General features: G+C 70.9%; 14 protein-coding genes, 1 tRNA gene and 1 pseudogene. 8 read left to right on the forward strand and 8 right to left on the reverse strand.

The genetic code is table 11. From position 1 onward, the window contains the following. Nucleotides 1–147 precede the first annotated feature (147 nt). The 5 genes from FK529_RS10470 to aceE all read right to left on the reverse strand — a co-directional run bounded on the left by FK529_RS10470 (nucleotide 148) and on the right by aceE (nucleotide 7,027). Entirely contained in the window at nucleotides 148–1,455 is a 1,308-nt protein-coding gene (locus tag FK529_RS10470) for a KasA/KasB family beta-ketoacyl-ACP synthase (protein WP_146560920.1), read from the reverse strand. Between the two features lie 4 nt (nucleotides 1,456–1,459). Continuing rightward, nucleotides 1,460–1,765 (reverse strand): meromycolate extension acyl carrier protein AcpM, encoded by a 306-nt coding sequence (acpM, locus tag FK529_RS10475; RefSeq protein ID WP_126197080.1) that lies wholly within the window; start codon nucleotides 1,763–1,765, stop codon nucleotides 1,460–1,462. A gap of 115 nt (nucleotides 1,766–1,880) precedes the next feature. Next, the gene (locus FK529_RS10480; protein ID WP_146560921.1) at nucleotides 1,881–2,783 is read right to left on the reverse strand and encodes an ACP S-malonyltransferase; all 903 of its coding nucleotides are present in this window, start codon (nucleotides 2,781–2,783) and stop codon (nucleotides 1,881–1,883) included. Nucleotides 2,784–2,920: 137 nt separating this feature from the next. Beyond that, on the reverse strand, nucleotides 2,921–4,210 hold the full coding sequence (locus FK529_RS10485) for a PucR family transcriptional regulator (protein WP_146560922.1): 1,290 nt from the start codon (nucleotides 4,208–4,210) through the stop codon (nucleotides 2,921–2,923). 6 nt (nucleotides 4,211–4,216) lie between these two features. Further along, a complete protein-coding gene (gene aceE, locus FK529_RS10490; protein WP_146560923.1) occupies nucleotides 4,217–7,027 on the reverse strand; it encodes a pyruvate dehydrogenase (acetyl-transferring), homodimeric type in 2,811 nt (936 codons plus the stop codon). 279 nt (nucleotides 7,028–7,306) lie between these two features. Between aceE and FK529_RS10495 the strand changes: the two genes are divergently transcribed. From FK529_RS10495 to FK529_RS10515, 5 genes are all read left to right on the forward strand, one after another. Continuing rightward, a complete protein-coding gene (locus FK529_RS10495; protein ID WP_146561059.1) occupies nucleotides 7,307–7,693 on the forward strand; it encodes a DUF3052 domain-containing protein in 387 nt (128 codons plus the stop codon). Next, nucleotides 7,690–8,190, forward strand: coding sequence for a peroxiredoxin (locus FK529_RS10500; protein ID WP_146560924.1), 501 nt, complete (start codon nucleotides 7,690–7,692; stop codon nucleotides 8,188–8,190). Before FK529_RS10495 ends, FK529_RS10500 begins: the two co-directional genes overlap by 4 nt. Continuing rightward, nucleotides 8,181–8,254 (forward strand) — tRNA-Val (locus FK529_RS10505). The genes FK529_RS10500 and FK529_RS10505 overlap by 10 nt, the downstream gene beginning before the upstream one ends. A gap of 172 nt (nucleotides 8,255–8,426) precedes the next feature. Then, complete coding sequence (gene infA / locus FK529_RS10510) at nucleotides 8,427–8,648, forward strand: translation initiation factor IF-1 (protein ID WP_146560925.1); 222 nt, start codon at nucleotides 8,427–8,429, stop codon at nucleotides 8,646–8,648. A 29-nt stretch (nucleotides 8,649–8,677) separates the two neighbouring features. Further along, a complete protein-coding gene (locus FK529_RS10515; protein WP_146560926.1) occupies nucleotides 8,678–9,610 on the forward strand; it encodes a cobalamin biosynthesis protein in 933 nt (310 codons plus the stop codon). Here FK529_RS10515 and FK529_RS10520 read toward each other — a convergent pair. After that, nucleotides 9,549–10,418: an SURF1 family cytochrome oxidase biogenesis protein gene (locus FK529_RS10520; protein ID WP_146560927.1), complete on the reverse strand. Its 870-nt coding sequence runs from the start codon at nucleotides 10,416–10,418 to the stop codon at nucleotides 9,549–9,551. The two genes, FK529_RS10515 and FK529_RS10520, sit on opposite strands and share 62 nt — an antisense overlap. Beyond that, on the reverse strand, nucleotides 10,411–10,881 hold the full coding sequence (locus FK529_RS10525; protein WP_146560928.1) for a low molecular weight protein-tyrosine-phosphatase: 471 nt from the start codon (nucleotides 10,879–10,881) through the stop codon (nucleotides 10,411–10,413). The genes FK529_RS10520 and FK529_RS10525 overlap by 8 nt, the downstream gene beginning before the upstream one ends. Nucleotides 10,882–10,954: 73 nt before the next feature. Here FK529_RS10525 and FK529_RS10530 point away from each other — a divergent pair, with 73 nt between their 5' ends. From FK529_RS10530 to FK529_RS10540, 3 genes and pseudogenes are all read left to right on the forward strand, one after another. Next, entirely contained in the window at nucleotides 10,955–12,070 is a 1,116-nt protein-coding gene (locus tag FK529_RS10530; RefSeq protein WP_193559684.1) for a Nif3-like dinuclear metal center hexameric protein, read from the forward strand. A 10-nt stretch (nucleotides 12,071–12,080) separates the two neighbouring features. Then, nucleotides 12,081–12,839, forward strand: coding sequence for a zinc ribbon domain-containing protein (locus tag FK529_RS10535; protein WP_146560929.1), 759 nt, complete (start codon nucleotides 12,081–12,083; stop codon nucleotides 12,837–12,839). Nucleotides 12,840–12,856: 17 nt separating this feature from the next. Then, a pseudogene (locus FK529_RS10540) lies at nucleotides 12,857–13,483 on the forward strand (histidine phosphatase family protein); the annotation flags it as partial. Here FK529_RS10540 and mhpA read toward each other — a convergent pair. Next, complete coding sequence (gene mhpA / locus FK529_RS10545) at nucleotides 13,461–15,032, reverse strand: bifunctional 3-(3-hydroxy-phenyl)propionate/3-hydroxycinnamic acid hydroxylase MhpA (protein ID WP_146560931.1); 1,572 nt, start codon at nucleotides 15,030–15,032, stop codon at nucleotides 13,461–13,463. The pseudogene FK529_RS10540 and the gene mhpA overlap by 23 nt on opposite strands. Nucleotide 15,033: the final 1 nt, after the last annotated feature.

Genomic DNA, 15,033 nt, shown 5'->3' on the forward strand with positions numbered 1-15,033 from the left:
GGGATATCCGTAGCGTCCGGCCAGTGGCGGACCGTCGGCAGGCCGGATGCCCCGCCGCACTTCCCGCCCGACGGTGCCGGCGGCCCGTCGGAAACGCGAAACCGGCCGCCGGGGGAATCCCCGACGACCGGCTTCTCGAGAAACGTCCTAGTACTTGCCGAACGCCAGCGCCACGTTGTGGCCGCCGAACCCGAACGAGTTGTTCAGCGCATAGGTGATCTCGCCCGTGCGAGCGGAACCGTGGACCACGTCCAGCTCGATCTCCGGATCCTGGTTCTCCAGGTTCAGGGTGGGCGGGATGACGCCGTCCCGGATCGAGAGCACCGTCAGTGCCGCCTCGAGCGCGCCCACGGCACCGATGGAGTGACCCAGCGCGCCCTTGGGCGCGTAGATCGCCGCGTCGGTGCCGACGACCGCGTTGATGGCCTTGGCCTCCGCGGTATCGCCGATCGGCGTGGCCGTGGCGTGCGCGTTGATGAAATCGATGTCGGCGCGGGACAAGCCCGCGGTCTCCATGGCCCGCTTCATCGCGCGGGCGGCGCCGCCGCCCTCCACGTCCGGCGACACCATGTGGTAGCCGTCGGAGGTGATGCCGGCGCCGAGCAGCCGCGCGATCGGCTTCGCGCCGCGGGCGAGGGCGTGCTCCTCGGTCTCGATGATCATCAGAGCCTGCGCCTCGCCGAAGACGAAGCCGTCCCGGTCCTTGTCGAACGGACGGGAGGCCGCCTGCGGATCGTCGTTGCGGGTCGACAGAGCGCGCATCATCGCGAACGACGCGATGGGCGGCGAGTCGATCCGGCCCTCCACGCCACCGCAGACCGCGATGTCCGCGTCGCCGAGCACGATCTGGCGCCAGGCGTGCGCGATGGCCTCGTTGCCCGTCGAACAGGCCGAGACAGGGGCGATGGCGCCCGCGCGGGCACCGATCTCCAGCGCCGAGACGGCGCACGCGCCGTTCGGCATGGACATCTGCACGGCGAACGGCGAGACCTTGCGGACGCCGGAGTCGCGCAGCGCGTCCACGGCCTGCACCATCGTTTCGCCGCCGCCCAGCCCGGTGCCGACCACGGCCGCGAGGCGGTTCGGGTCGACATCCGGGCGGCCGGCGCCGTCCCACAGCCGCTTGGTCATCACGTGGGAGACCTGCTCGACGTAGGACATGCGCCGCTTCGACACATGCTGCTTGCTGATGTCCCCGGCGTACTGGCGGTCGGGCCGCTCGGGTACGTCGTCCGACGGGTCCGACAGCAACTGGCCGCCGAACCGCACCGGAAGATCGGGGATCTGCACGCCGATGAAATCGCCCTCGAGCGGACGGATGCCGCTCTCGCCGGCGAGCAGTCCCTGCCAGGTGGAGTCGGTGTCGACTCCGATCGACGTGGTCAGCTCGATGGCCGTCACGACGACGCTCGGGAACTCACCCCCCAGCGTCGAGAAACTCCTCAGCGATGACAAGGGCTTACTTACCCTTCTCGGCCTCGTACTTACCCTTGAGCTCGGCAGCGAGCTCGGAGTTCTCGGCCTCGAGCTTCTGGATGTACGCGACGGCGTCGCCGACGGTCTTCAGGCCCGCGAGATCCTCGTCCGGCACCTTCACGCCGTACTTGTCCTCGAGCTGCACGGCGATCTCGACCATCGACAGCGAGTCGATGTCCAGGTCGTCGATGAACGCCTTGTCCAGGGTGACCTCGGAGGGCTCGATGCCGGTGACCTCTTCGATGATCTCGGCGATGGCGGCGACGATTTCGTCCTGGCTGGTGGCCACAGTGGGTCCCTTTCCTTGTGTGACCCGACGCGCGATTTCGCGGCGACGGGAGTATCTGTGCGACGAGAGGTCGCGGGCACGACGGGGCCGGATGGCACCGTCGATGGTCTAGACGCTACTGCGCGGGGGCGAGCAGCTCGGTCAGATCGGCCGGGGTCTTGACGGCGACCTGGGGCACACCCTTGAGCTCGCGCTTGGCGATGCCCACGAGGGCGCCGGCCGGAGGCAGCTCCACGACCGTGGAGACCTCGGCCTCGCGCATGGTGGCGGTGCACAGGTCCCAGCGCACGGGCCGAGTCACCTGCGCGACGACGGCCGCAAGAGCCTCGGCGCCGGAGGTGACGGGCTTGCCGTCGCGGTTCGACAGCAGCGTGAGCTGCGGGTCGCGCGGGACGATGGCCTGCGCGGCGGCCGCGACGGCCTCCTGCGCGGGCGCCATGAACTCCGTGTGGAAGGCGCCGGCCACGGCGAGGGGGCGCAGGCGCGCCTTCTCGGGGGCGTTGTCCGCCAGCTTCTGCAGATTCTCGACGGTGCCCGCGGCCACGATCTGCCCGGAGGCGTTCATGTTGGCCGGGATCAGGTCGAAGGATTCGAGCGTGGCGAGCACGTCAGCCTCGTCGCCGCCGAGGACGGCGGTCATCGAGGTGGGGACCAGCGCGCAGGCCGCGGCCATGGCGCGGCCGCGGATGGCGGCCAGGCGCACGGCGTCGTCGGCCGTGATGACACCGGCGATGGCGGCGGCAGCCAGCTCACCGACGGAATGGCCGGCGACGACCGTGTCCGACGGCTGCGTGCCCATCTGCTCGAAGGCGAGCAGGGCGGCGGCGACCACGAGGGGCTGCGTCACGGCGGTGTCCGTGATCTCGTCGGCCTCGGCAATGGTGCCGAGGCGGACCAGGTCCAGATCGGCGATCTGGGACCAAGCGCGCAGGCGCTCCACGGCAGAAGGCTGATCGAGCCACGCGGTCAGCATGCCGGGCTTCTGGGAACCCTGTCCGGGTGCGAGCAGTGCAATCACGTGTACCAGGAAACACCCCGGGAACCTGAAAAGAAGGTGTTGGAGCCTGAGAACCTGACTCATCGAATTTGTGGGGTTTCCACAAAAGTGCTGCTCAGCGAGTCCTCGCTGTTACCAGAGTGTTATGTGTGACTGGATTAGTTTAGCGAGATGTCTGTGATTCGGGTCATAGCAGCGGGGGTGAAGCGGTCCGGATTCGCCGCCGCGAGACGCCCGATCGTCGCTGCCACGCGCAGGACGAAGGCGTCGCGCGGGTCCTGTGGATCGCGCCCGGTGATCTCCGCGATCTTCTTCAGGCGGTAGCGCACCGTGTTGGGGTGGACGAACAACTCGCGGGCGCACGATTCCACCGCACCGCCCGAGTCCAGGTACGCGTCCAGCGTGTCCGAGAGCGCCGATCCCGCCTCTTCGAGAGGTTTGACAAGGAGCTCGTACAGGGTGCGGCCGGCATGAGTGTCGCCGATCAGGGCGCGCTCGGGCAGCAGCTCCCAGCTGTGCACCGGGCGCGGCGCGCCGGGCCATCCGGCGACGGCGTTCACGCCCGCGATGGCCTCGACGGCCGAAGCGTGGGCGTCCTCGAGCGTCGGCGTCGTGTGCCCGATCACGACGGGGCCGTCGGCGAAGTGCGGCATGAGCGCACCCGCGAAGGGGTCGCCGGACGTCACGGCGCCGCTGACGATGACCACCAATTTGGTGCCTTGCACAACGGCCAGCGCCGACCGGCCGTGCGACCGCGCGGTGTCGTGGACCGATCCGGCCACCGAGACGTTCTGGTCCGGCGGGGGATTGCCGACGATGACGGTGGCCGACGCGACCGGGTCCCAGTTCAGCGCCGCGGCGCGGGAGAGGAGGTTGGCGCCGGTGTCGCCGCGGACGACCGCGTCGACGACCAGGGCCTCCATCCGCGAGTCCCACGCGCCGCGGGCCTCGGCGGCCGATGCGTAGATCGACGCGGCGCCGAAGCCGATCTCTCGGCCGTACCGAAGCACGGCTTCGGTGAGCGCGATGAGCTGGTCCTCGTTGCGGGCCAGTAGCGGCAGCCAGCGCTCGAAGAACTCCATCGCCACGCGGACCATCTCCACGGTCTGCCGGAGCGAGACCCGGCGGGCCAGGTCCTGCGGCACCGTCTGGAACGAGGCGACCGTGTACTCGACGTTGCTGGGGTTCTCGATCCACTCCGCGAAGTTGACCACCGCCGTCTGGACGACGAGCTGGATCGACGCCCGCTGGCTGGCCTCCAGGTCCGCGAAGTACGGGAGCTGCTCCTCCATGGAGCGCACCGCCTCGGTCGCGACCCGGCCCGAGTACTGGCGGATCCTGGCGAGGATCGCCTCGGGCAGGACGTCGCGAGGCTCGGGACGCTTCCGATTGAAGCTCCCCTTCCCCGGCTTCCCGGGGAGAGGGAACGAGCCCGTATCAGCGGTCATGGAGTCCTAGGCTACGCCGGGGTCCGACGTCTGCTTCGGGGCGGCGAGGACGTCGTCGATCCGGTACCGCTTCGCGGCGTCCGCGGCGACCGAGAAATCCAGGGCGCCGTCACGGGCGAGCCCGAGGAGAACGCCCACGACGATCGACTCGGCATCGACGTTGAAGAACCGCCGGGCGGCCGGGCGCGTGTCCGAGAACCCGAAGCCGTCGGTGCCGAGGGTGACGTACGTACCCGGTACCCACTGCCGGATGAGGTCCTGCGTGCCGCGCATGAAGTCGGACGCCGCGATCGTCGGGCCCTCGGTGCCGCCGAGGACCTTGGTGACGTGCGGGGTGCGGTAGTCGGCACCCGGGTCGCGCAGCGCCGCCTTCTCCGACTCGATGCCGTCGCGCGACAGTTCCACCCAGCTGGTCACCGAGAAGACCGATGCGGAGACGCCCCACTCCTCGGCCAGCATCTGCTGGGCCTTGAGCGCGTCGGGGACCGTGACGCCGGAGGCGAGGATGTTCGCCTTCAGCTCGTGCCCGGTGTCGGCGGGCTTGAAGAGGTACAGGCCCTTGAGCAGACCGTCGACGTCCAGGTCCTCCGGCTCGGCCGGCTGGTGGATCGGCTCGTTGTAGACGGTGATGTAGTAGTAGATGTTCTCCTGGTTCTCCCCGTACATCCGCCGCAGGCCGTCGATCACGATGTACGCCAGCTCGTAGGCGAACGCGGGGTCGTAGGCGACCACCGCCGGGTTCGTCGACGCGAGCACATGGCTGTGGCCGTCGGCGTGCTGCAGGCCCTCGCCGGTCAGTGTGGTGCGGCCGGCAGTGGCGCCGAGGAGGAAGCCGCGGGCCATCTGGTCGGCGGCCGCCCACAGGCCGTCGCCGGTCCGCTGGAACCCGAACATCGAGTAGAAGATGTACAGCGGGATCATCGGCACGTCGTGGGTGGCGTACGACGTGCCCACCGCGGTGAACGACGCGGTGGACCCGGCCTCGTTGATGCCCTCGTGCAGGATCACGCCCTGCGGGTTCTCCTTGTACGCCAGCATCAGCTGTGCGTCGACTGCGGTGTACGTCTGGCCGAGGCGGTTGTAGATCTTCAACGTGGGGAACCAGCTGTCCATGCCGAAGGTCCGCGCCTCGTCGGGGATGATCGGCACGATGCGGGGCCCGACCTCCGGGTCGCGCAGCAACTCCTTGAAGATGCGCACCACGGCCTGCGTGGTCGCGACCTCTTGCTTGCCCGAGCCCTTGAGCATCACCTTCACCGCGTCGATGCCGGGCGTGGTGAGCACCTGGGCCTGCGTGCGGCGCGTCGGCACGAAACCGCCGAGCTGCTTGCGCCGATCCAGCATGTACTGGATCTCCTTCGACTCCGGACCGGGGTTGTAGTACGGCGGGAGGTACGGGTCCTTCTCGAGCTCGGCGTCCGAGATGGGGATCCGCAGGTGATCGCGGAAGCCCTTGAGATCGTCCAGGGTGAGCTTCTTCATCTGGTGGGTCGCGTTGCGGCCCTCGAAGTTGTGGCCGAGGCCGAAGCCCTTGACGGTGTGGGCCAGGATCACCGTCGGCTGACCCTTGTGCTCCATCGCCGACTTGTAGGCCGCGTACAGCTTGCGGTAGTCGTGGCCGCCGCGGCGCAGGCCCCAGATCTGCTCGTCGGTCATGTCCTTGACCAGTTCCTTGGTCCGCGGGTCGCGGCCGAAGAAGTGCTCCCGGACGAATGCGCCGTCGTTCGCCTTGAAGGTCTGGTAGTCGCCGTCGGGCGTGTTGTTCATGATGTTCACGAGGGCGCCGTCGCGGTCCTTGTGCAGCAGCGAGTCCCACTCGCGGCCCCAGATCACCTTGATCACGTTCCAGCCGGCGCCGCGGAAGAAGGACTCGAGCTCCTGGATGATCTTGCCGTTGCCGCGGACGGGACCGTCGAGGCGCTGCAGGTTGCAATTGACCACGAAGGTGAGATTGTCGAGGGCCTCGGTGGCGGCGATCTGGATCTGGCCGCGCGATTCGGGCTCGTCCATCTCGCCGTCGCCCAGGAACGCCCAGACATGCTGGTCGGACGTGTCCTTGATGCCGCGGTCGTGCAGGTAGTGGTTGAACCGCGCCTGCTGGATCGCGTTGATCGGGCCGAGCCCCATCGACACCGTCGGGAACTCCCAGAAGTTCGACAGCAGCCGGGGGTGGGGGTAGGAGGGGAGGCCCTTGCCCTTGTCCTCGTGGGACTTCTCCTGCCGGAAGCCGTCGAGACGCTCCGCGGGGATACGGCCCTCGAGGAAGGCGCGCGCGTAGATTCCGGGGGAGGCGTGGCCCTGGATGAACACCTGGTCGCCGCCGCCGGGGTGCTCCTTGCCGCGGAAGAAGTGGTTGAAGCCCACCTCGTACAGCGAGGCCGCGCCCGCGTAGGTGGAGATGTGGCCGCCGACGCCGACACCCGGGCGCTGCGCGCGGTGCACCATGATGGCCGCGTTCCAGCGGATGTATGCGCGGTAGCGGCGTTCGATCTCCTCGTCGCCGGGGAACCACGGCTCGAGGTCGGTGGGGATCGTGTTCACGTAATCGGTCGACGTCAGCGACGGGATGGACACGCGCTGCTCGCTGGCGCGCTCGAGCAGGCGCAGCATCAGGTAGCGGGCACGGGCGGGGCCGTGGGTCGCGATCAGGTCGTCGAGAGACTCGATCCACTCCCCGGTCTCGTCCGGGTCGATGTCCGGGAGGTAGGACGCCACCCCCTCGCGGATCACGCGCACGCGGTCCGGGCGACCGTCGTTCGACGGTGCGGGTCCCTGCCCTGGGGCGGTGGCCGGGCTGGTGGCGATCGAGTCTGTCACTGGTGCTCCTCACGGGTCGCGAAGGCGGTGCTGGATGTTGCCAGGGGTCTGCGCTGTGTCGCAGATCCCATCCTGCCGCATTCGAAAGTTACTCGACAGTCGTATTCCGCGTGGTGGAATTCGGCAGGTCCACCGCGCGAGTTCCGCCTACCCCGCTTGCGCGCGGGCGCAGGTGCCGTAAGTTGACACGGAACAGTGGTATGCGGGTGGCAACGGGCCGCCCGCGTGAACGCGAGGAGGCTCCCACCGGTGTCCACGAATGGGTCATTCGCCCAGAAGATGGGCCTGCAGCCCGGAAACATCGTGCAGGAGATCGGTTGGGACGAAGACACCGACGATGACCTGCGCCTTGGCATCGAGGAACTCACCGGCGCGGAGATGCTCGACGAGGACGCCGACGAGGTGATCGACGTCGTCGTGCTGTGGTGGCGCGACGACGACGGCGACCTCGTCGACACCCTCATGGACGTGATCACCCCCCTTTCCGACGACGGCTACGTCTGGGTGCTCAGCCCCAAGACCGGCCAGCCGGGCCACGTGCAGCCCAGCGAGATCGCCGAGGCCGCGCCGACGGCCGGCCTCACCCAGACCTCGTCGACCAATCTCGGCTCGTGGATCGGCTCGCGCCTGGTGCAGCCGAAGTCCGGCCGCGTGGCCAAGAGGTGACCTCTCCCCAGCTCGACGGTCCGCTGCCGGTCGGGGCCGAGGCCCCGGCCTTCACGCTGCGCGACCAGAACAACCGCCCCGTCTCGCTGGAGTCGTACCGCGGGCGCAAGAACGTGCTGCTCGTCTTCTTCCCGCTGGCCTTCACCGGCACCTGCGAGAGCGAGCTGGGCGGGATCCGCGACTCCCTCCCGTCGTTCGAGAACGACGACGCCGCCGTGCTCGCCGTCTCCGTGGGCGCGCCGCCCACGCACAAGGTGTGGTCCGGCTCGCAGGGCTACCTCTTCCCGATCCTCGCGGACTTCTGGCCGCACGGCGAGGTGGCCGACGCCTACGGCGTGCTCAACGGCAAGAACGGCTACCCCAACCGCGGCACCTTCGTGATCGACCGCGAGGGCGTGATCCGGTTCTCCGAGATGAGCGAGCCCGGCGTCCCCCGCGATCAGTCGCTTTGGGAAGAGGCGCTCGCTGCGCTATCTTCGACCGGCAAGCGCACATAGCTCAGTTGGTTAGAGTCCCGGTCTTACACACCGGTTGTCGGGGGTTCGAGTCCCTCTGTGCGCACTCCTGGACGGAGGTTCTCCCGCCCCGTCGTGCGCCAGGCGCTGAGCCCTGTTGTCGGTGTTCAGGGCGAGGACTATCCGCCGAGGCCATGCAGTTCACGCATGCCCTGTGAGGCCGATGCCGGGGGGGGTTGTCTCGGCCCCCACTCTGCCGCGGCGGACCGTTTCTCGCGGTGCACGCCGACCCCGCCCACGCGGCCGCCGGCACCGTCATCGAGGGGCTGCGCGACGCGACCTTCCGGGTCGAGCTCGACAACGGGCACGTGGTCCTCGCGCACATCAGCGGGAAGATCCGGAAGAACTACATCAAGATCGTCCCGCTCGACCGGGTGCTCGTGGAGATCAGTCCCTACGACCTCACGCGAGGCAGGATCGTCTTCCGCTACCGGCAGTGAGGGGCGTGCCCGAGGTACGGTCTCACCCTGTGAACCGCACCACCGAGCTCGCGCTGGGCGTCGTCGCCGACGAGGTGTTCGGCGACCCTCGGCGATTCCACCCCGTCGCGGGCTTCGGCACCCTCGCCGCCGCGCTCGAACGGCGGATGTACGCACCGTCGAAGCTGCGCGGACTCGCCTACGCCGCGATCCTCGTGGGCGGGGCCGCGGCGGTCGGATGTGCGGCGCGGAACGTGCCGGGCGCCACCGCCGTCGGCACCTGGGCCGTGGTCGGGGGAGCGGGCCTGCGCACCGTCGGCTCCACGCTGGGCGCCGACCTGGCGCGCGGTGATATCGACGGCGCGCGGACCCTGCTGCCCAGCCTCTGCGGACGCGACCCGTCGGTGCTCGACACCGCGGGGCTCGCCCGCGCGGCCACCGAGTCCGTCGCCGAGAACACCTCCGACGCCGCGGTCGCGCCCCTGTTCTGGGGTGCGGTCGCGGGCCTGCCCGGGCTGCTCGCGTACCGGGCGGCCAACACCCTCGACGCGATGGTCGGCTACCGCAACGACCGCTACGGCGACTTCGGCTGGGCGTCGGCGCGACTCGACGACGTCCTCAACTACGTTCCCGCCCGGCTGGCGGGCGCGGTCACCGTGGCGCTCGCGCCCGCGGTGGGCGGGACACCGTCGGACGCCCTGCGAGCCTGGCGGCGGGATGCGGCGAAACACCCGAGCCCCAACGCCGGGGTGGCGGAGGCGACGGCCGCGGGGGCGCTCGGCCTGCAGCTGGGCGGCCGAACGCAGTACGCGCACGGCGTGGAACTGCGGCCCACGCTGGGCGACGGTCGCGCGCCCGAGCCGCGGGACCTGGCGCGGGCAGCGTGCCTGTCCCTCGTGGTGGAGCTGGGCGCCCTGGCCGCTACTGTCCTTTGCGCCCGTACCGGTCGGCGAGTCGCGCGGCGCGCGCGGCCTCGGGCGTGACCTCGGGCGTCGTCTCGTCGCCCGAGCCGTCCGCGGAGTCCGTGGTCCCGGCGTCGAAGACCGCTTTGTCCTCGCGGCGGCGGCGCACCTCGGACCACACGAAGTAGCCGATCGCCAGCGGCGCCATGATGCCGAAGGCCAGCCACTGCAGGCCGTACGAGAGGTAGGGGCCGGCGTCGAGCATCGGCAGCGGGACCGGGTCGAGCCCGCCGGGCTGGCCCTCGTCGAGATTCAGGTAGCCGGGGGCGAAGGCGATGCCCTGCGCAGGGCCGATCGCCCCCGGGTCGATCGCGAAGACCTGCAGGTACCCGCCCTCGGTCCGCGGACCCCGCGCGGGGTCGGTCTGCTCCGGGGCGCGCACGCGGGCCTGCACCGTCACCGTGCCCGACGGTGGCGGCGCGATCTCCGGCACCACGCCGCCGGTGGGCGTCCGCACGAAACCCCGGTCCACGAGGTAGGTCGCGCCGTCGTTCGCGGCGAAGGGCACCAGCACCTCGTAGGCGGGCTTGCCGTCCTGGTTCCGTAGGCGCGCGAGGGCCTGCTTGTCGGCGAGGTACTGCCCCGTGAGCACCACCCGCCGCCACTCGGCGTCCTTCGGTACGTCGGTGCGGCCGCCGAGGACCTGCGCCGCGGGCACCGGATCGGCGTTCACGGAGTCGGCGATCTGCTGGTTGCGGTGGTTGGTCGAGGAGTTCTTGCCCAGTTGCCACGGCGCGAGCAGCGCCCAGCACAGTGCCGTGAAGGCGACGGCCGCGATGGCGAGGGCGATCCACCGGGGCTGGAAGATCACCTTGATCCAGCTAGTCAAGGTTCGCTCGCGTCCACTCGACGAGGCCCGGTACCGCGCCTTCGACCTGCGACAGCGTCGCGCGGAAATCGTCGTGGTCGCCGTAGTACGGGTCCGGCACGCTCTCGTGCGCCGCGTTCGGGTCGAAGCTCCGGAGCAGGCGGATCCGGTCCGCTGCGACGCCCCGCCGCCGCAGCGGCCCCACGTGGGAGCGGTGCAGCGCGACGACGAGGTCGGCCCCGAGGTGGTCGTCCGTGAGCTCCGCCGCGGTGTGCTCCGTCGGGTACCCGGCCTCGGCGAGCACGTCCCGCGCGCGCCGGTCGGCGGCGCCGCCCTCGTGCCAGCCGTCGGTGCCGGCGCTGGTGACCCGCACCGCCTCGGCCAGCCCGGCGTCGGCGACCGCCCGCTCGAAGACGATCTTGGCGATCGGTGATCGGCAGATGTTGCCGGTGCACACGAACGTGACATGCAGCGGAGTACTCACCCCTCCATCTTGCCCGACGGACGCGAGCCGCGAATCCGGTGCGGACGGAGGTGCCCCGCATACGCTGACAACCATGAAGCTTGCAGAGGTCATCGAGATGCTCGATCAGGCATATCCGCCCCGGCTCGCGGAGGGGTGGGACAGCGTCGGACTGGTATGCGGGGACCCGGAATCCGAGGTCACGCACGTCCTGGTGTGCGTGGACGTCACCGCCGACGTGGTCGACGCCGCACTCGCCCGCGGCGCGCAGCTCCTCGTCGCCCACCACCCCCTCCTGCTGCGCGGCGTCGACACCGTCGCGGCGAGCACGCCGAAGGGCGCGCTGATCCACCGGCTGATCCGCGGCGGCTGCGCGCTGTTCACCGCGCACACCAACGCCGACCGCGCCCGCGGCGGCGTCAACGACGCCCTCGCCGCAGCCCTCGGCCTCGAGGTCACGGGCCCCGTCGAACACCTCGACGCGCCGCAGGGTCTGGATCGGTGGGGCGTCATGGTCCCGCCGGCCAGGGCGGACGAGGTCCTCTCGGCGATGTTCGAGGCCGGCGCCGGCGAGGTCGGAGAGTACTCCGAGTGCGCGTGGCGGGTCGACGGCGTCGGCCAGTTCCGGCCCGGCGACGACGCGAACCCCGCCATCGGCAGCGCCCGCGAGCTCACGACGCTCGCCGAGACCCGGATCGAGCTCGTCGCGGGCCGCGGCCGCCGCGAGCGGGTCGCCCGTGCGCTCCGCGGCGCCCACCCGTACGAGGAGCCCGCGCACGACATCGTCGAACTCGTCGGCGGTGAGCGGGAGTGGGGCCTGGGCCGCGTCGGCGTGCTGCCCGAGCCGATGTCGCTGGCGTCCTTCACCGCCCACGTCGCGACCGCACTCGGTGCGCCCGCTCGTGCAGCGGGGGATCCCGACGCCCCGATCCGCACCGTCGCCGTGTGCGGGGGAGCGGGGGACTCGCTCCTCGGCACCGTCGCGCGACTCGGAGTGGACGCCTTCGTCACCGGCGACCTGCGGCACCACCCCGTCGATGAGCACCTGCGCGCCGGCGGGCCCGCGGTCGTGGACGCCGGCCACTGGGGTACCGAGTTCCCCTGGTGCGCTTCCGTCGCCGAGCTGCTGTGGCCCTACCTCGACGTCGCCGTCCACGACGCACCGACGGATCCGTTCACGGTGCGGGCCGCGCCCGCGCCCGATGCGTAGAGTGGCGCAGATGAACGCTGATCCGGCCGCCCAACGCATTCTGCTGGACCTCGCCGAGGTCGATGCGGAGATCGCCCGCCTGGCCCACCGCGAAAGCCACCTCCCCGAGGACACCGAGATCGCTGCGCTGGAGAAGCGCGCGACCACCGAGCGCGACGAGTCGGTGCGGGTGTCGATCCTGGTCGAGGACCTGGACCGCGATATCAGCAAGCTCGAGAAGGAGGTCGAGCAGACCCGACTTCGCGAGCGGAAGGACCGTGAGCTGCTGGCTTCGGGTAGCGTGCCGGCCAAGCAGCTCACGGAAATCGAGCACGAGCTGCGCGGGCTCGAGCGGCGCCAGTCCGTTCTGGAGGACGAGGAGCTCGAGCTCATGGAGAAGCGCGAGGCGGTCGAGCTCGACCAGCAGCGCGCCGAGGCCACCGTCACCGCGACCAACGACGAGATCGCCGCGGCGGCGCGCCGCCGCGAGGAGACCGTCAAGGACATCGAGGTCGCGAAGGCCCGCACCGCGGCCACCCGCGAGCAGACCGTCGGGCGGCTCCCGGCGGACCTCTACGCCGAGTACGAGCGGTGCCGGGAGCGCTCGGGTGCCGGGGCGGGGCTGCTGCAGGCCCGACGGTGCGGCGCCTGCCGGCTGGAGCTCGACCGCGGCTTCCTCGACGCCGTGAACCGCAAACCCGCCGACGCCGTCGTGCACTGCGACGAGTGCGGCGCGATCCTGGTGCGGACCACCGAATCCGGCCTGCCCCAGCCGAGGCCCGAGGAATGACGGGGGCACAGCGCGGGGGATGGACCACCTCGGCGCACGAGCCCACCCGGGTGATCCTGCTGCGGCACGGCCAGACCCCCGCGTCTGTGCGGCGGCTGTACTCGGGCCGCGGCAATCCGTCGCTCACCGACCTGGGCCGGGAGCAGGCCGCCGAGGCCGCGGCGCTGCTCCGGCTCACGCCGATCGACGCGATCCTCTCCTCTCCGCTCGACCGCGCGCGGCAGACCGCCGACGCCGTGGCCGCGGGGCGCGGACTCGCCGTCGAGGTGGACGACGCCCTGATCGAGACGGACTTCGGAGACTGGGAGGGGCTCTCGTTCGGCGAGGCCCGCGACCGGGACCCGGAGCTGCACGGCCGCTGGCTCGGCGACACGTCGGTGGCGGCCCCCGGCGGGGAGAGCTTCGACGAGGTGCACGTCCGCGTCGCCGCGCTGCTGGACCGCGTCATCGCCGACTACGCCGGACGCACCGTGCTGCTGGTCTCCCACGTCACCCCGATCAAGACCGCGCTGCGGATCGCGCTCGACGTCGGGCCGCAGCTGCTCTACCGGCTGCACCTGGACCTGGCCTCGATCTCGATCGCCGACTTCTACCCGGACGGCGGCGCCTCGGTGCGCCAGATCAATCGCACGTCCGGACTCTGACGGCGCACGACGAAGTCGGGATGTGGGTGTAGACCTTGTCCACCGATCTGCCCGCGGCCATGACCGTCCCGTCGGGCCGCACCAGTGCGGCTGCGGCGTTGTGCCGTTCCAGCCACCGGCCGAGACCTCCGGTGGCGTCGACGACGATCGCCGCACCACGGCGGGAGATCTCGAATCCCTGGTCGGCGGTCGGTTCGTCACGGCTCACGAGCACGAATCCCGGCGGCCGGTCGTCCAGCCGGCGGCCGTCCGCGTCGGCTACCGCATTCGGTGCCAGCGTTCCCACCAGCGCGGCGCAGCTCCTGGCCGCGCCTCGGAACGCTCCGGGGAGGCGCCCGGCGCCGCCTCGGACGTAGTACGACCGCGGCAGGGCCGGTGTGGCGCTGTCGGTCAATCGATTCACGACGGCGGGGGCGCGTGCGAGGATCGGGGCGACGACGCCGCGGAGACGGTCGCCTCCGCGGCCGCCGCCGGTCATCAGCGCGCCGGTCATCATGGCCAACCGGATCATCCCGAGGGCGTGCGGTTTCCGCTCGTCCTCGTAGCTGTCGAGGGTCGCCTGGGGCGCGTCCCCGGACAGGACGGCCGCCAGTTTCCACCCGAGGTTCGCCGCGTCCCGGATCCCGGCGCCCATGCCCTGCCCGATGAACGGCGGCGTGAGATGTGCGGCGTCGCCGAGGAGGAAGACCCGGCGATCACGCCACCGCTGCGCCACACGGGCATTGAACGTGTACTCGGCGCAGCGGATAAGGCGCAGTTCGGGGTCGACGAGGTGGGTCAGCCACGGGGCGAGCAGCGGGAGTACCGCGGAAAGGTCGGGGAAGTCCGAGGCGGTCTCGCCGTCGTGGAGCTGGAACTCCCAGCGGTACCGGGTGTCTCCGATCCGCATGTACGTGGCCGCGCGCCGCCGGTCACAGACCTGCTGCACGCCCTCCCATTGCCGGAGATCGGCGGTCGTCTCGATGTCGATCACCAGCCACCGCTGGCTGAACCCGAGGTCGCGCCACGGGGTGCCGACGGCCGATCGGGTGATGCTGCCCGCGCCGTCGCACCCCAGCAGGTAGGCGCCTTCGACGGTGAACCGCTCCCCGCTGGCCCGATCGGTGGCGTGGACGGTCACCGAGCCGTCGCCCTGGGTGATGGCGTCGACCTCCGCGCCGCCGCGCAGCGTGACCAGGCCGCTGCGGCGGGCGACCGCGTTCCGCAGGAGCTGTTCGAGTTCGGGCTGGTCGAACATCGACGCCGCGGGGAATCCGTACTCCCCGGCATCGAGGTCGCGCGGGAATTCGGCGATGACGTCGAGCGAGCCGGTGACGAGCCGGAGGCCCCGCGCCGGGCGCGATATCCCTGCGAACTCCTCGGCGAGGCCGAGGCGGGCGAGGACCCGATAGATCTCGTCGTCGAGGTGGACGGCGCGCGGCCGGCGATAGATGTCGTCCCAGCGCTCGAGGAGCACGGACGGCACGCCGTGGTCGGCGAGCAGGGCGGCAGCCGTCAGGCCGGTGGGGCCCGCGCCGATGATGACGACGGAAGTCCTTTGCGTGGTCACG

The organism is Tsukamurella asaccharolytica (genome assembly GCF_007858435.1).
GTDB classification, from domain to species: Bacteria; Actinomycetota; Actinomycetes; order Mycobacteriales; family Mycobacteriaceae; genus Tsukamurella; species Tsukamurella asaccharolytica.